The sequence below is a fragment of the Acidobacteriota bacterium genome, from assembly GCA_038040445.1.
Classification (GTDB): Bacteria; Acidobacteriota; Blastocatellia; order UBA7656; family UBA7656; genus Onstottus_A; species Onstottus_A frigus.
The window spans coordinates 55,927-72,221 of the sequence record JBBPIG010000014.1 but is presented as its reverse complement, the minus strand read 5'-3'; the positions used below and the strand labels follow the sequence as shown (position 1 = coordinate 72,221).

Annotated in this window: 14 protein-coding genes; 8 read left to right on the top strand and 6 right to left on the bottom strand. The window is 58.0% G+C overall.

Going from position 1 to position 16,295, the window contains the following annotated elements:
* Both AABO57_16055 and AABO57_16050 read left to right on the top strand, forming a co-directional pair.
* A partial coding sequence (locus AABO57_16055) for a HEAT repeat domain-containing protein (GenBank protein MEK6287254.1) occupies positions 1-348 on the top strand: 348 nt, incomplete at its 5' end.
* A gap of 427 nt (positions 349-775) precedes the next feature.
* Entirely contained in the window at positions 776-3,265 is a 2,490-nt protein-coding gene (locus tag AABO57_16050) for a prolyl oligopeptidase family serine peptidase (protein MEK6287253.1), read from the top strand.
* Positions 3,266-3,519: 254 nt separating this feature from the next.
* On the opposite strand, the gene AABO57_16045 is transcribed toward AABO57_16050, so the two are convergent.
* From AABO57_16045 to AABO57_16035, 3 genes are all read right to left on the bottom strand, one after another.
* A complete protein-coding gene (locus AABO57_16045) occupies positions 3,520-3,939 on the bottom strand; it encodes a DUF3052 domain-containing protein (GenBank protein ID MEK6287252.1) in 420 nt (139 codons plus the stop codon).
* Positions 3,939-4,709 carry an arylamine N-acetyltransferase gene (locus tag AABO57_16040; protein MEK6287251.1) on the bottom strand — a complete coding sequence of 257 codons (771 nt, stop codon included), beginning with the start codon at positions 4,707-4,709 and terminating at the stop codon, positions 3,939-3,941. Before AABO57_16040 ends, AABO57_16045 begins: the two co-directional genes overlap by 1 nt.
* 230 nt (positions 4,710-4,939) lie before the next feature.
* Positions 4,940-6,997, bottom strand: a complete 2,058-nt coding sequence (locus AABO57_16035; protein MEK6287250.1) for a S41 family peptidase — start codon at positions 6,995-6,997, stop codon at positions 4,940-4,942.
* Between the two features lie 504 nt (positions 6,998-7,501).
* Here AABO57_16035 and AABO57_16030 point away from each other — a divergent pair.
* The 4 genes from AABO57_16030 (at position 7,502) to AABO57_16015 (ending at position 11,532) form a co-directional block, all read left to right on the top strand.
* Positions 7,502-9,766: a xanthine dehydrogenase family protein molybdopterin-binding subunit gene (locus AABO57_16030; protein ID MEK6287249.1), complete on the top strand. Its 2,265-nt coding sequence runs from the start codon at positions 7,502-7,504 to the stop codon at positions 9,764-9,766.
* Entirely contained in the window at positions 9,763-10,242 is a 480-nt protein-coding gene (locus AABO57_16025; GenBank protein ID MEK6287248.1) for a (2Fe-2S)-binding protein, read from the top strand. The genes AABO57_16030 and AABO57_16025 overlap by 4 nt, the downstream gene beginning before the upstream one ends.
* A gap of 2 nt (positions 10,243-10,244) precedes the next feature.
* Positions 10,245-10,403, top strand: a complete 159-nt coding sequence (locus tag AABO57_16020) for a hypothetical protein (protein ID MEK6287247.1) — start codon at positions 10,245-10,247, stop codon at positions 10,401-10,403.
* A 259-nt stretch (positions 10,404-10,662) separates the two neighbouring features.
* The gene (locus tag AABO57_16015; GenBank protein ID MEK6287246.1) at positions 10,663-11,532 is read left to right on the top strand and encodes a xanthine dehydrogenase family protein subunit M; all 870 of its coding nucleotides are present in this window, start codon (positions 10,663-10,665) and stop codon (positions 11,530-11,532) included.
* 333 nt (positions 11,533-11,865) lie between these two features.
* Here the strand turns inward: AABO57_16015 and AABO57_16010 are convergent, their stop codons facing one another.
* From AABO57_16010 to AABO57_16000, 3 genes are all read right to left on the bottom strand, one after another.
* On the bottom strand, positions 11,866-12,141 hold the full coding sequence (locus AABO57_16010; protein ID MEK6287245.1) for a GlsB/YeaQ/YmgE family stress response membrane protein: 276 nt from the start codon (positions 12,139-12,141) through the stop codon (positions 11,866-11,868).
* A gap of 435 nt (positions 12,142-12,576) precedes the next feature.
* Positions 12,577-13,395 carry a DUF3108 domain-containing protein gene (locus AABO57_16005; GenBank protein MEK6287244.1) on the bottom strand — a complete coding sequence of 273 codons (819 nt, stop codon included), beginning with the start codon at positions 13,393-13,395 and terminating at the stop codon, positions 12,577-12,579.
* Positions 13,396-13,828: 433 nt separating this feature from the next.
* A complete protein-coding gene (locus AABO57_16000) occupies positions 13,829-14,689 on the bottom strand; it encodes a M23 family metallopeptidase (protein ID MEK6287243.1) in 861 nt (286 codons plus the stop codon).
* A gap of 378 nt (positions 14,690-15,067) precedes the next feature.
* Here AABO57_16000 and AABO57_15995 point away from each other — a divergent pair, with 378 nt between their 5' ends.
* Both AABO57_15995 and AABO57_15990 read left to right on the top strand, forming a co-directional pair.
* A complete protein-coding gene (locus AABO57_15995; GenBank protein ID MEK6287242.1) occupies positions 15,068-15,508 on the top strand; it encodes a rhodanese-like domain-containing protein in 441 nt (146 codons plus the stop codon).
* 141 nt (positions 15,509-15,649) lie between these two features.
* A partial coding sequence (locus AABO57_15990; protein MEK6287241.1) for a hypothetical protein occupies positions 15,650-16,295 on the top strand: 646 nt, incomplete at its 3' end.

Here is a 16,295-nt window from a genome sequence, read left to right as displayed (position 1 = left end):
TTGCCGTTGCTCAAAGACCGCGCCGCGAATGACGACAGCTGGGCTGTTCGGCAAGTGGCGGTGCAGGAACTGGCGCGCGGGTGGAAGGGTGATCCCGACACCTTGCCGTTGCTCAAAGACCGCGCCGCGAATGACGACAGCTGGGCTGTTCGGCAAGCGGCGCTGCAGGAACTGGCGCGCGGGTGGAACGACGATCCCGACACCTTGCCGTTGCTCAAAGACCGCGCCGCGAATGATGACGACAATAATGTTCGGCAAGCGGCGGTGCAGGAACTGAAGCGCGGGTGGAAGGACGATCCCGAGACCATGGTATGGCTCAAAGAACTCCCCGCGAGGAATGACGCTTAGTTGGCCAAAGCATTCCGGAAGTTTGCCCCTGTTACGTCATCGCTCCAAAACGGACCGCGGCTGCGAGGGGCTCTATGCCGCCTCTCCGCGAGAAGGGATTCGTGACGATTCCCCTTTTTTCGGTAAGTGTGTTGGTCGATCGACTAAGACAGTATCGGGCATCCGGATATTTGGACTGCGGTGGCGTCTTTGCGTTGCCACCGCTTTCTGCGTTTCCTTGGCGAATACCAAAAGCGGCGGCAACGCACAAAGGCCGCCGCAGTCCAAATATTTCGTCGCCCGTCATCGGTCTTGCCCCAAGGCGACTGCAAGTATCAACACGAGATCAGGACAGTTCCCCTTTTTTCGTGGCCCGCCATTGCGCCTCCTGATACAATACGGCCTCTCTCACTAAGCCAAGACACAGTGGAAATGCAGGAGGCTCACCATGCGAAAGAGAACGTTCGCCTATGCCGCTGCGCTCGTAGTCGCCGCGGCCGCTGTGCAGTACGCACAAACGCGTCAGCAATCCAACTCTACGTCGGGCTACCTGACGCCGCCCAAGGTCATAGTCGACATTCTGGACGCGCCGCCCACTCCTACCGTCGTCGTAGCACCAGACCATCGAACCGTCGCGCTGCTCAACCGGCGCAGCATGCCTACGATCGCCGAGCTTGCCGAGCCGATTCACCGCATCGCCGGCGCTCGCATCAACCCGAAAACAAACGGACGTCAACAGCGTACCGGGATCACCGCGGGCATTACGCTGAAATCGGTCGCCGATGGAACGGAAAAGAAAGTCACCGCCCCGCCCAATGCGAACATCGGCGGCGTGAGCTTTTCGCCTGACGGCAAGCGGCTCTCGTTCACCAACACCAAGGAGAACGGCATCGAGCTTTGGGTGGCCGACACGGCGACTGGACAGGCGAAACTCGTAAGTGGGACAGACAGGCTGAACGGGACCGTTGGCGATCCGGTTGATTGGCTAAAGGACGGCGTCACGTTGCTGGTTCAACTCGTGCCCGCCGGCCGCGGGCCCGCGCCTGCCGAGCCGAGGGTGCCAACCGGACCCAATATCCAGGAGAACCACGGCAAGGCAGCGCCGACTGCGACTTTTGAGGACATGATCAAGACCAACCACGATGAGGACCTATTCGAATACTTCTTCACAAGCCAGCTCGCGACAATAGACAGCGCCGCGGGACGGAAGACGCTGATCGGCCGCCCGGGTTTATTGGAGAACGTGACCTCGTCGCCAAGCGGCGAGTTCATTCTGGTGTCGCGCATCAAGCGGCCGTTCTCGCGGCTCGTGCCGATGGGCGGGTTCCCCAAAGAAGTCGAGATCTGGAACCGCCGCGGCGAAGTCGTTAAGAAGATCGCCGATGTGGCGTCGAGCGAAGGCATTCCAATCAATGGCGTACAGACCGGCCCCCGTAGCTATCGCTGGCGTCCGGATCAGCCCGCGACTCTAACCTGGGCCGAAGCCCTCGACAACGGAGACCTTAAGAACAAAGTTCCGTTCCGGGACAAGGTCTTTGCGCTCGCCGCCCCGTTCTCCGGCGAGCCCGCCGAGATCACAAAGACGGAGTGGCGATTCACCGGCCTGTCTTATACCGAGAAGGGCATCGCGCTGCTGAGTGAATCCGACCGCGCGACGCGCCGCACCCGGACCTGGATTCTCGAAGCGGGCGCCGAGCCGCGCAAGCTTTGGGATCGCAGGCAGCAAGACGCATATACCAACCCCGGAAATCCTGTAGCCAGGAGAGACAACGGCGCTGGTGGCGGACGCGGCGGCGGTGGCTTTGGAGGCGGGTTGGGCGGGGGCCTGATTCTGCAAAACGGCGATAGCATTCTTCTCGCTGGAACAGGCTCGTCCGCCGACGGCGATCGGCCCTTTCTCGATCAACTAAATCTGAAGACCCTTAAGACCGAACGTCTCTTCCGCTCTGCCGAGAAGACCTACGAGGCGATCATCGCGCCGCTCGATGACGACGCAAAGACGATTCTGACGGAGTACGAGACATCGACGGAACCGCCGAACTACTATGTGCGCGATCTCGCCGCCGGAACAAAGCGCGCCATCACTCAGTTCAAGGACCCCGCGCCGCAACTCGCCGGAGTCGAGAAGCAGTTCATCACCTATGAACGAAAGGATGGCGTAAGGCTGTCCGGCACTCTCTACCTGCCGGCCGGCTACAAACAAGGCGAACGGCTGCCGCTGATCATGTGGGCTTACCCGCGCGAGTTCACCGACACTGACACCGCCAGCCAGGTCTCGGGCTCGCCCTATCGCTTCACCCGAGTGAGTGGCATATCTCACCTGTTCTTGCTGACTCAGGGCTATGCGATCCTGGACAACCCGGCGATGCCAATCGTCGGATCGGGCGAGACGGCCAACGACAAGTACGTCGAGCAACTCGTCGCCAGCGCGGAAGCCGCTGTCGACAAGGTTGTGGAAATGGGTGTAGCCGACCGCGACCGGATCGGCGTCGGGGGGCATAGCTACGGCGCTTTCATGACGGCCAATCTCCTGGCGCACTCGGATTTGTTCCGGGCGGGCATCGCGCGGAGCGGCGCTTACAATCGCACGCTCACACCGTTCGGGTTCCAAGCCGAGCGGCGCACGTTCTGGGAAGTGCCGGAGATTTACGGCAAGATGTCGCCGTTCTACTACGCGAATAAGATCAAGGAACCGATCCTGCTTATCCACGGCGAAGCGGACGACAACTCGGGCACGTTCCCGATTCAATCAGAGCGGTTCTACATGGCTCTGAAGGGCCACGGCGCCACGGTGCGTTATGTCACGCTTCCGTTCGAAGCTCACGGCTACACGGGGCGCGAGTCCACGCTTCACACGCTGGCCGAGATGATCAATTGGATGGATAAGTATGTGAAAAACGCCGGGCCGCGAGAGAACGCGGCCGCGGTATCCAAATGAGGCTCGTGCGATTGGTTTTTGCGTTCGGCGATTGGTGGGCAGGTCCACAAATCACCAGCGCATTACTCAAGCTCGGAGTCGGGAAGGTGGGCTTGCCCCCGCTGTGAATGGGGCCAGCACTCTCCTGACTGACAGCGGGGCAAGCCCACCTTCCCGACTCCGAGCTTGAGAATCATCGCCATTCCTGGCAGCCGCCTGCTTCCTCCACGCGGGCCGCAGCGGCGAGGTCTACATTTAGACCTCCGGGTATCAACTTATCTTCGACCTGGTCGATCCTTCACCCGAATAACGAACTTAAGCCCGGACCAGATTTCGTTAACGGCACAGACCTTCACATCGACGAGCCCGGCGTCCAAACCTATCTGGCGCACATGATAATCAGCCAGATCAGTCGCGACGCCGGACGCTTTCTTAGGCCAGGCTATCCAGAGCATCCCGGCTGGTGCAAGCCGCGCGGCGAGCCTCGAGAAGTTCCGCACAAGTTCCGATTGCGTCTTCGCAAAGAACAGAATCAAGTCGAGCTGCGCCGACAGACTGGTGACAAACGTGACGCAAGGCGGCAGGTCGCTCAACTCTTCCCGAAATCCATCCGGCGCCCCAACCAGCGCCACCCGGAAGTCTTCCTTGATCCCGAGCTTCCGTGTCAGCGGAGTTCCGGAGTAACCTGCTGTCATCATCTTTCCTGAAGAGTTGAACTCGTGAGCGAAATGCCGAAGTGCTCTTGTAGCGCAACTGTCCACTCATCGTGGCTTCCAAGCTCGCGTTCTTGTCTTTCGCCGCAAATGGTGCGGATCAGCCGCATGCCGGTTACGGTGATTCTTCCATCCGGAGTCGCAAGCGTGCACGTCCGCCGCTTAGTGAAGGGCGATTCGGGAGACGTCTGATGATAGTGGCACATATCGGCGAAGTCAGAATATTGATATGGTTCGAGAGTGAAGCGATACTGCGGCTTCCACAAGTCTTTCTCGCGCCGTTCAAGTATCAGGTGGCCGTCTTCTTCAACCAATCGATAAGCGTCGTTGTCTTGCACCTGCTCGACCCGCGCATCCAGTCGCAGGGGCTCGCGAAACGAATCGCCAAATCCTACATCAGCGAGCCATCGCTCTTCCAACTGAACGAGCAACGCCATGTGATCGAACGGCGGATCGAACCCTCCCTCCTCGCGCGCGACTCCCGCGGAAAGCATCGTCACTTCAAAGCCCAACGCTCGCAGCAGTGCGTAAAAGGCGCCGTTCAGCTCGTAACAGATTCCACCTCGCCGCTCTTCGATGATCTTGCGAATCAACTTTTCTTCGTCGAGAACGATCTGTCGTCCGATGTGATTGTCGAGGTTCTCGAATGGCACCGCGAGCAAATGCTGCTTGTGCAACTCGCGCAGCGTCTCGACCGACACGTCACGCGGACCCCGGTAGTTTATTCGGTTGAGGTAACTAGAAACGTCCATCCTTCAGACCATTTGGGGCGCGCCGCCCTCGATCAGAAACTTCATGATTCAACCGGCAGCGCGTTGGATTCTGCGTTATGGAGGGCGTCACCCTCGATCGGAAACCGAGCAGCCATTCAATCAGCGGGCGCTTTTGGCTTTTTGCGTCTGCGAGAGTCCAGCCAAAGCGCCGCCGATCAAACTTCGAAGAGATTGCAAAACCGGTGGCGGCGCGCTCCATAATCGGAGCGCTACTTGATCCTCTTCGCCTCCATCTGTTGGCCGCCCAGACGAATGAGCATTTTGCCGATCTGCCCTCGTTCATCTCGAACGAATTCCACTTCGGCGCCGACGGTCGGCACCTGGAACTTAGTTGGCGACTTCGCTACAAGCTCTTCCTTCGTGTTGCCATCCGGTTGTGCGAACAACTTATCACCATCCCGCGTGATATTGAGGATTCCAAGTGGCGAATCGTACTTCCCGACGTAGTCATCGAAGACTTTAGCAGCGATCTTTTCTTCGCCGCCGGTCAGCCGTTTGATTACCTCGAGCGCGTTTGTATTGCCTGGATCCAGCTCGTTGGAGCGCCTGTAGTTCTGAATCGCTAACTCGCGGTTGCCGGCCTTCGCGTAGGCTTCCCCAAGACTGTCGTAGACGTTCGACGACTTCGGAAACTCGCGGACGTTCAGCTTGAGTACTTCGATGGCTTCCGCGGTCTTTCCGCGATTGAGCAGCTCATAGCCGAGCTGGTTCATCTTGTTTTCATCGACGTGGTAGCTGCTCGGATCGCCAGCCTTCGCCTGGTCGAAAGCCTTCACCGCGTGGTCAATTCCTTTCTCATCGATGTCGCGCTCGAGGTCCTTTGCAAGGATTTTGATCCCCTTTGAAAGTCTTGCGGCATCATCGTAAGAGGCGATCTCCCAGGGATAACTGCGACGGTTGAGCTCGGCGGCTTTCTTGTACATTGCCACGGCCTGCGCAGCGTCGCCAAGTTTAAAATACGCGTCGCCAAGCTGTTCGTGAATCGCAAATGACCAGGGGGCCTCCGCAACCCCAATCTTGAACAACTCGACCGCTTCACGTTTCTTGCCCGACTTCGACAAGCGATCGCCCGCTTCCATTAACTCTTCGAGGTCGAAATAGTAGGAAGAGGGCGGTCCAGCCTTCGCCCTGCGATAAGCCTTCAACGCCGCATCGAGGCCCTTGTCATTGATATCACGAGCAAGGTTCTTCGCAAGCGACTCGCGAATATCTTTGAGACTCGACAACTCTTCCTGAGCTTTCAAGGCGCCGGTCTCTATCAGCGAAACTGCAAACTCGAGCACCTTGTCGCGTTGCGCTTCGATATCCTGTTTCGTGTTGATCTGGCGAATGTCCGAGGGCACGCCAATCCCTTCCCAGCAAAAGCCCGTCTGATCGATGAACAGCTTGAAGGATACGCTGAAGCGCCAGCCGTTAGGCAAGCGATCGCCGTACACGTCCGCGAACACTCCTGAAGTCGCGTCGCCAACAACCGTAACGTGGGGCAACACACGCATGGCGAGCGCAAAATTCTCGGCAGCGCTCACCGAGTGACGATGCGTCAGCAGGATCACCGGCTTTGTGAATTGAATCGGGCCGCCCGGCTCGACATACCAGTATTTCCACGGCGTGAAGTCATCGTGACGGGAACCGTTGCGAATCGCGGTCTTCATGTAATGCCGCTTTCGGTCTGCGAACCGATCGGCGATCAACTTGCCGACGAGGTCGTCGCCGCCTCCGTTTCCTCGGACGTCGACTACTATAGCCTTCGCGTCCTTGAACTCTTTCATGATTCCATCGATAGCCGCTCGGGTGAGTTCCATACGGCCGAAGCCACGAAAGTGAAAATAGCCTATCGAGTCGGTGATCCAGCCGTAGTCGAAGTTTCCATCGACCAGCGGTTTCGATTTGCCCTTCAGATATTTTTGCTTCACCAGGTCGAGCGAGAAATCTCCCATCTTCATCTGGCCGAGAATGCCCGATTGGAACTGGCGCTTGGGCGACGAGAGCCGAACGTGGTTGTCGTTCAGGTTGCCGAGCATGTCGGCGATGATCTGAAACAGCTCATCCTCAGTTGTCTTCGCGCTCACTCGCGGGCGATAGACTTTATAGAGCGCGTCCCAGTCAATGTGCTTCGCTCCAAACAAAGCGTAGTTGCGGTCGTAGGTCTTCCACAGATGCTCGAAGTTCTCCTCGGGCTCGCTCAGTTCTTGCGCGGAAACGAAGCATGGAACGACTAGGATGGACAAAACGGTGATAACCAACAGTCTCGCAGCGACTCTCAACATATTGTCTCCTTCACAGATGACCCGCCGCCTGCAGGCCCGAGTTATGCATTGCAGTGTTCGATGATTGCAAAGGCTAATGCTATACCTACGAGTCCGTTTAGCGACAGGTTCTTCGGACATAAACTTACTCAGGCTCGGGGTTGGGAAGGTGGGCTTGCCCCCGCTGTCAATAAGGAGAATACTGGCTCATTCAACAGCGGGGGCAAGCCCACCTTCCCAACCACGAGCCTGAGCCAAGTGTCGTTGAATGAGCTAGCGTTCCCTTATTGACAGCGGGGGCAAGCCCACCTTCCCGACCACGAGCCTGAGCTGCTCTCCTTATTGACAGCGGGAGTCTCATTCAACAGCGAGGGCAAGCCCACCTTCCTAACCCCGAGCTTGAGTTAAGCCATAAACAAGCGCGAGTTCTTAGCCTGTTACGTATCGCATGAACGTCGCATGAACGTGGCCTTGTAAGGCAGCACCTCGACATTTAAACTAGGCGCAATCTTGAAGGGAGTTCCAATGGCCGTCGGGCAAAACGTCTTACGCAAAGAGGGCTACGAGAAGCTCACCGGGGCGGCGCGCTACGTCGACGACATCAAGCTCGCCGGAATGCTGTTTGGCAAGACAATACGCAGCACGATCGCGCGCGGACGCGTTACATCAATCAAATTCGATCCTTCCTATGACTGGTCGACGCTCGTCGTCGCCGACTACCGCGACATCGCGGGAAAGAACTACGTAGCGCTGATCGAGGACGACCAACCGCTGCTGGTTGAATCGGAAGTGCGTCACTACGATGAGCCGATACTGTTAATTGCCGCCGCAAGCAAGAGCGAACTGGATACCGCCGCGCGTCATATTCACATTGCATACGAAGAGCTGCCGCCGGTCCTGACAATCGAACAATCACTGGCCGCAGCGGACCTGCTCTACGGAACCGACAACGTCTTCAAGCGGTTTCTGATCGGACGCGGCGACGTGACAGAAGCTTTTGACCGGGCCGACGTGATTGTTGAAGGCGAGTATCGAGTGCCGCACCAGGAGCAGCTCTATATCGAACCGCAGGGCATGATCGCAATTCCCGGTGACGGTGAGATGACCGTGATGGGCTCGATGCAGTGCCCTTATTACGTTCACAAAGCGATCAAGCAACTGTTCAACCTTACAGACGAACGCGCAATCGTTATTCAAACGACTACCGGCGGCGGCTTCGGCGGCAAGGAAGAGTATCCGTCGATGATTGCAGCTCACGCCGCCTTGCTGGCGCAAAAAGCGCAGCGGCCGGTGAAGATCGTATACGAGCGCGGCGAAGACATTGCCGCGACCACCAAGCGTCATCCCGGGATCATCCGCCATCGGACCGGCGTGATGCGCGACGGACGATTGACTGCATCCGAAATTGACTTCGTGCTCGACGGCGGCGCTTACGTTACGCTCACGCCGGTCGTGCTTTCGCGCGGCGCGATTCACGCGTTGGGACCGTATCGCTGCGACAACGTTCGAATCGCGGCGCGAGCGGTAGCTACCAACACTCCGCCAAATGGGGCCTTTCGCGGCTTCGGCGCGCCGCAGGTGACGTTCGCTTATGAAATGCAAATGGAAAAAATCGCCGCCGAGTTGGGGATCGATCCGCTCGAGCTGCGGCAAATCAACATGCTTCGCGAAGGAGACATCACCGCGACCGGGCAGCGATTGACCTCCAGCGTGGGATCGGAAGACGTATTGAACGCGGCCGTTGAACGATCAGGCTACTGGGAAAAGAAGCAGGCGATCGAAGCTGCAAACGCGCTAGACGAGTATCAGGAAAAACGCCGGGGCATTGGGCTCTCGTTCTTCTTTCACGGCGCGGGCTTTACCGGTAGCGGCGAGGCGCGTATGAAAGCTCAGGCCGGAGTCGCAGTCACGTCTGAAGGCCGCGCGCGAGTTCTTTCGGGCTCAACGGAGATTGGCCAGGGCACCAGGACCATATTCTGCCAGATAGTAGCCGACGAGTTGGGCGTCGGGTTCGACGACGTCGAGGTCGAGGATCCCGACACGTCGCGCGTTCCCGACAGCGGACCGACTGTTGCCTCGCGGACGACGATGGTAGTCGGCCGAGTCGTGCAGCTTGCCGCACGGGAAGTAAAAGACAAACTGCTTGGCTTCGTCGGCGAGCGCTTTGGTGAGCCCGAAGCGACGTTAATCGCAGGCAGATTCGCCGCAAACGGAAAGCATCTCGCGAGCTTCGATGAGATCGCGCGCGAATACATTGCGCAGTTTGGCGAGCTTCGCGCCTATGCGAGGTACGCGACTCCGCCCGAAATCGAGTGGGACGATGACAGCTATTCGGGCGACGCTTATCCGGTGTACTCGTGGGGCGCGGAAGTCGCCGAGGTCGAAGTCGATATGGACACCTACGAAGTGACCTGCACGAAGATAACGACGGCTCAGGACATCGGCCGCGCGATTCATCCGGTGCTCGCTGCGGGTCAGATCGAAGGCGGCACTCTGCAAGCCGTCGGTTACGGATTGTTCGAAGAGTTAGTCTGGGACAAGGGACGGATCGTCAATAATCGCTTAACGAACTACATCATTCCGACTTCGCTCGATGCTCCTGATATGGAGACGATCATCGTCGAAAAGGAATATCGAAACGGACCGTTTGGGGCGAAAGGGGTCGGCGAGTTGCCGATGGACGGCGCGGCTCCGGCGCTTGCGGCAGCGGTGTTCAATGCGACCGGCGCGTTTGTCGGCGAGATTCCGATAACGCCTGAACGCTTACAAGCGGCGCTGGAAAAGAGATGAAGATAAGCCTTCGAGTCAACGGCAGTGCGCGCGAGCCTGACGTGCCGCCCATGATGCGGCTGCTCGACGTGCTGCGTGAAGAGCTGCGCTTGACCGGGACGAAAGAGGGCTGCGGCGAGGGCGAGTGCGGCGCGTGCTCGGTGATACTCGACGGAGAAGTTATCAACTCGTGCCTCGTACCGGTCTGCCAGGTTCAAGGGTCGGTGATAATCACCGTCGAAGGACTCGCACGCGACGGGCGGCTCGATCCGCTTCAGCAGGCGTTCCTGGAATGCGGCGGCGCGCAGTGCGGCATCTGTACGCCGGGAATGTTGATCGCCGCCCGCGCGCTGCTGGACGAGAACGCTCATCCGTCGCGCGAGGCGATCAAAGAAGCAATTGCAGGCAACCTGTGCCGGTGCACCGGCTATGTGAAGATCATCGATGCAATCGAGCAAGCCGCGGAGATGATGCAGCAGTCCCGGCGAAAGGCATAGTCATGTTCATGGATGAGGAGCTGAACGAACTAAAGGACCGAATCTCCCAGATGTCAGATCGGGAGCTCCTGCAAATAGTCGAAGTCGAATACGCCGACTATCGCAAGGAGGCAATTCAGTTCGCCGAAGCCGAGCTGGCGAAAACGCAGCATCCCATTTGAAAAGCCCGAACTGGATTCGGATGAAGCCGATGACGACGATTCGATGGCGACAACCGGGAGCAATGAGCCCTGTGGGAACTGCGGCGGGGCAATGCGGTCCGGGTTGCTGTTCGCGGACAAGGAACTGACGATCCTCTTTTCCGATAAAAATGAAGAACGCTTCATTCAAGCGTTCGCGTGTACCGCTTGCGGGGACGTCAGGTTGGTAGTGGATCTCGAGACTGACGTTGAAGGCTGACCTTCATACGTAAATAACGGCATGACTTTCTATTCTACGGCCGCGTCGCCGACGACCCTCTCTGAGGTTTATGCACTTCTGACGGAGCGCGCCGGCTCGATGAAGATCATAGCCGGCGGCACAGACCTGATGGTGTTGATGAACGCTCACATGCTCGACGCGGCAGACTTCCTGGACATCTGGCGAGTGGAGGACCTGAGAGGCATCGATGATGAGGGCGGCACTTTGCGAATCGGTGCGCTTACGACTTACACGCAACTGATAAAGGCGGAGTTGATTCAACGGCACGCGCCGGCTCTGGTCGATGCATCTCGCACGATCGGCGCGATTCAGATTCAGAATCGAGGGACGATCGGAGGCAACATAGTCAACGCTTCCCCGGCGGGCGATGGTCTTCCGGTGCTTGCGGCATACGACGCGGAAGTCGAAATAGGAAGCTCGCGCGGCCTGAGGCGAATTCCCTTCGATGCGTTCTACACCGGCTATCGACGCACCGTGCTCGAACCGGATGAACTCGTGGTGGCGGTGCGCATACCAAAGCTCAAAGACGGCGAGCGGGATTTCTACTGGAAGGTAGGCACCCGCCGGGCCCAGGCGATCTCCAAAACGGTGATGGCTGCCAAGGCTCGAATCGACGATGGACGAGTATCGTCGATAAGCATCGCCGTAGGCAGCGTCGCTCCCACGGTCGTCCGCGCGCCGCAAACCGAACGCTTACTCACCGCTGCGACGCTCACTCCGGCTTTGGTGGAACAAGCTCGCCGGATGATCGCTGAAGAGATTACGCCGATCACCGACCTGCGTTCGACTGAGCACTACCGCCGCACCGTGACCGGCAACGTGCTGGTCAAGTTCTTGCGGCAACTGAAATCTGCTTCGAAGAAAGCTTGATCGCTACGTCGTAGTGAACTTGACGGTAGACCCTTCAGACGCTGCGCAAGGCGCCGGGAAAGGGATCCTTTACTGGTGGCTTGTAACAGCCGTTTCGCCAGCGATCAAATCGGTACGAAATCGGTGCGAATCCGTCAAACCCGTGTGATCGGTGAGTTCGTAAGAATCGCATTGCCAGCGCCACATAGACCACAGATGACACTGATTCGGCTGATTTGCGCGGATATCCCCTTCACTAGCCCCCTTCATCGTCATCCTTCCTTCATGCTTATCGTAGCGTCTGACGTTACGTCAGGCGCAAGAGGTTTCTTTATTTTTTTCTTGTCTGTTTGACTAGCTGCGGCGACCGGTGAAGAAGCTGATCACGGCGACAAACAGCGCCGATCCGATGATCGACCAGATGATCGGAAAATGTTCACCTCCGAAACTCATTTCGAACAGGCGCGGCAAGTGAAGCGCGTCGGCGAGCCACACCCCCACAATCGCCCCGATGAAACCTAGCGCGATAGAGACGAGACAACCGCCGTGACTGTAACCCGCGATCGCTCGGCCAATCGATCCACACACACCTGCGACTAACAAAAGAATCAAGAAGGACGTCAGCGTCATTTTGTTATTCTCCTTTTCGGCTTCGGCTCCGGCTGGCGACCCAAGCCTCCAACTTGACCGTCAGAGAAAGATCTGGCTTGCGCACAATATCAAATAATTGACTGGTCTTGAACTGCTATACGAATTAATACGAATTTTTTCGACAGGCGCAGAAATAATTCGACAAGCGCAGCCGGAACACTGCGGAAGCCGAAGGGACGTTTGCCAGAAATGACTGAAAACCGTGTGAAGTCTCGCCTCAGGCTGGTGGAACGGGCGTTGCCCTTAGGAGAGCCGAGTTGCGCTGGACCGCAGCGGTCCGGAGGCGGCTCGAAACCAAAAACGATGAGAGTCGTTTCGGTCTAACACGCGCACCGCTCTTGCGGCGCGGTAGTCTTGAGCGTGGCCAAAGTCATCGCTTGTCGCCGCGCCGCTCGAAGCGGAAAGCAGTGCCAATCAGTCTCGAGCTTTGGAGTCAGACCGCTTCTGCGGTGGCGCCGGCGTTGCCGAAGTCAGCTCAACTCGGACCGAGCCCCAGGACGGCTCGGCTGTTATCAGGACAGGCAATCGGCGCTCGTCGTTTGAGATGTAAATCCGAAGGTTGTAAAGCTTGTCGTTTTCGCGGCCCCTGGCCATGCTGGTAGCGATCTTGACCGCATCGTAGCTACCGGCGCGAGTCGTGACTTTCTCGCGCGCCTCGGGCTGAACCTTGATCGTATAAAGCTTTTCGTCCTCGATCAAAGTTAACGTATGCGACTTGCCCATCGTAAGATCCATTCCCCGGATGGCAAAGATCAACCCCGCAAGATCGTAGGTGTCGGGAGGTATCTCCAGCGTGCGGCCGCTTGCGAGCCTCGCCGTGCGGCGCTCCTGATCAATGATGGCCGATGACTGGGCCTGCTTCTTGCCGTGTCGCGAGCGCTTCTCGGCCCGAAACGGTTGAAGCGTCGCCGCGTTGATGAAAGAGTCGTAGACGTCGTTGACCTTGAAGAGGCCGTTGACCAGTCCAACCGTTCGAGCCTGCGCGGTCACGTGATAGCCGTCCACGCCGTCGAAGCTGCGGCGAACGTCGGTTTCAATTGTAAGCTCGCCGGCGACGATGAAGTCGGCCCACGATACGTCGTAGCTCAACCGTTCGCCGGTGGTAAAAGGGTTCCGCGGCGCCGAAGCGGATGCTGCCGCGGATCGCTCAGCCTTATCGGGATGACTCTGTGACAGCGATGTCGGGAAAGAAAGCGCTACCATCGCCAACGCGAACAACGTTCTTCTAAGCACTGAAACCGCTCCTCCTCGATTGATGTGGTTCAACCGTCTGATGCGCCCCGATAATCTGATGATGCCCCAGTTCGAGCTCACAATCCAGGTGACATCCAGGTGACATCCAGTAACTGGGGCGTACGCATTCTGGAGTCGAGGCTTAGCCTCCAACAAGGTCTCATATGGACCGCGCCGCCTATTCCTCAACCAAGGATACACTCAGGCAGTGGCGGCGCTTTTGGCTTATGGGGAGTGAGGAACCGCGGAACAAGATCTGTTGACGGGCCGTTCACGATAGGACAAAGCGCCGCCGCTGTCTGAGTTAGTATTTGGTTGACAACGAAGGCGCGGTCCAAATAAAAAAGCGCCGCCACTGCCTGAGATACTCGTTGATTGAGCGATAGGCGGCGCAGTCCAAATGAGGCGCTTTCTGAGACAAAACCCGTAGAAGCTACTCGTCTCGCTGGGGAGCGATGAGTGAAGTCGAATCGCTTTTACCGGCGTCCAGCGCCGGTCGCGATTGTTTGAAATAATCGGAGGAGGGCTCGAGAGCCAGAGATTGAAACGGATTCATAGCGTTGCCGTCGAATCTAACTTCATAGTGCAGATGCGGCGAGGTGGCGCGACCGGTGCTGCCTGCGCGCCCGATTATGGTGCCGCGCTCTACGCGCGTTCCAACTTCAACATCGAAGCTTGATAGATGCGCGTAATGAGTCGTAACGCCGCCGCCGTGAGCTACGATTATCATGTTGCCGTAGCCGTGGTACCAGCCGGCAAACTGGACGATTCCAGCCAGGCTTGCGCCGACCGGGTCGCCCCAACGAGCCTTAATGTCAACGCCGGAGTGAAACTTTGCCCGCCGTGTAAACGGATCGCGGCGATAACCGAAGTCGCTTCCAACACTCACACTTGAGGAAACCGCCGGTCGTTCCTCGTACTTCGAATCCGAGTTCGACTTCGAAACCGAGCCGGCGCCGTCCGCTGGTATCATTATCGCGCTGGTGTTTCTCTTGACGATGACGGGCGCGGGTGGAATCACGGCGTTCTCGAGGACCGCTTCCATTTGAGGCTCTGGTGGCATTTGTGGCGGGGCGTTGATTTGAAGAATAGGCTTAGGCTCAACAAGAGTCTGCGGGGTTGCGCCCACTATTTGATTGGTGCTTTGCGGCCGGTTCGATTGGTCTTTGGTGGTTGTTTGAACCACCTGTGACTGCGCGGACGCGGTGCCGGCAAGTGTGCCCGTGAATGTGCCCACAGTGAATACTGCTATGACGATTGCGGCAAAAAATCTCCCTGCTCCTGCTTTGATCAAAACCTCTCCTTTCAAAACACAGCGGGGGTGCGCTGTTTTAACCCAACCCTATTCGTTCGTTCTTACTGCTTAAAAAAGTCAGGTGGATACTGCTGCCAAGGACGGGGATTGTATGGGGCGGCGAAGGCTGTGTCAACAAGAAGGCTCGTCAGAATTTCTTGTGAATTTATTGCGAGAATTCAAGATCGGCATTAGTCTTCGGCTTCCGGTAACGTTGGCCTGGGAGCGCAGACATCCCTGCCTGCCTCTTCCAACGCACCACCAAGCAGGCAGGGATGCCTGCGCTCCCAGGCGCTCCGGAGCCGGATTGGTAGGCCGTCCGCCTCTCGGCTATAATTCGCGTTCAGTCAATACGAAGATCAGAGAGGGAGAAAAGCAATGAAAGAGCTAAGCGCGCAGGACACTTTTGACCTGATGCAGAGTGATCCGGAGTATATTTACCTGGACGTTCGATCCGTACCCGAGTTTGAAGCCGGTCATCCAATACGGGCGGTAAATGTTCCTATCATGCACTTCACACCTGGGGCGGGGATGACCCCCAATCAAGATTTCGCCGCTGTAGTCGAAGCGGCTCTTCCAAAGGACGCCAAACTTGTAGTTGGTTGCAAAACGGGTGGGCGTTCGGCACGCGCGTGCGAGATCATGAGTCAGATGGGCTACACCACTGTCACCAACGTTCGCGGCGGATTTGTCGGAGCAATGGATAATGTTGGCCAGGTGATCGAGCCCGGATGGAGCATGCTCAACCTTCCGACCTGCTCCGAGTGCGGCGATGACGCGCGGTACGAAGCGCTCGCCGAGAAGATGCGAAAGGCTTGAGGGTTCAAGCTTCAGCCTTCGGCTTGAATCGCCAGGCTGAAGCTTGAACACTCGAGGTTCCGCTCATTGGGGAGGTCTGCGCTGCGCCTTCTCCGCCTTTCGTTGCGCCTTGTCGGACGGTGAATTTGGAGTGGCCTGCTGTTGGGCTGCGGCTGTCTGGCGTTCGGCGCGCCGTTGCTGCTTCATCTGTTCGCGAGCTTGAGCCTGCTGAGTTGCCTGAGCAGCCTGAGCAGCCTGAGCAGTCTGAACGGGGGCCGCCCGGTTCTGGTCTACAACGATCGCCCGTTGCTGCTCGGCTCGTCGTTGCGCCTTCACCTGCTGGCGAGCCTGAGCCGCCTGGGCCGATTGCATTGCAGCGCGCCTGTTTTGCTCTTCAATTATCGCGCTCTGTTGGGCGCTCTGTTGGGCCCTTTGCTGAGCGTGCCGTTGTGCTTTCACCTGCTCGCGAGCTTGCACCTGTTGAGCTGTCTGCGCAGCGGCTCGGGTGTTCTGCTCTTGGCTCATCGCCTGTCGTTGTTGCTCAGCACGCCGCTGCGCCTTGACCTGCTGCCGCTGCTGCGCCATCTGTGCTTGCCGGGCGGCTTCTTGCTGAGCCTGCTGTTGCTGCTGAACAGAAGCCTGTGGCGGCTTTTGCTTCTGTTGCTTTCGCTGTTGACGCGTCTGTTCCTGCTGGCGCATCTGCTCTTGCTGCTGTTGACGCATCTGCTCCCGCTGAGCCTGTCGTGTTTGCTTCTGTCCGGCAGCTCCAGCCACCTGTTGTTGGCGCTCTGCCTTGCGCTGCTGCTTC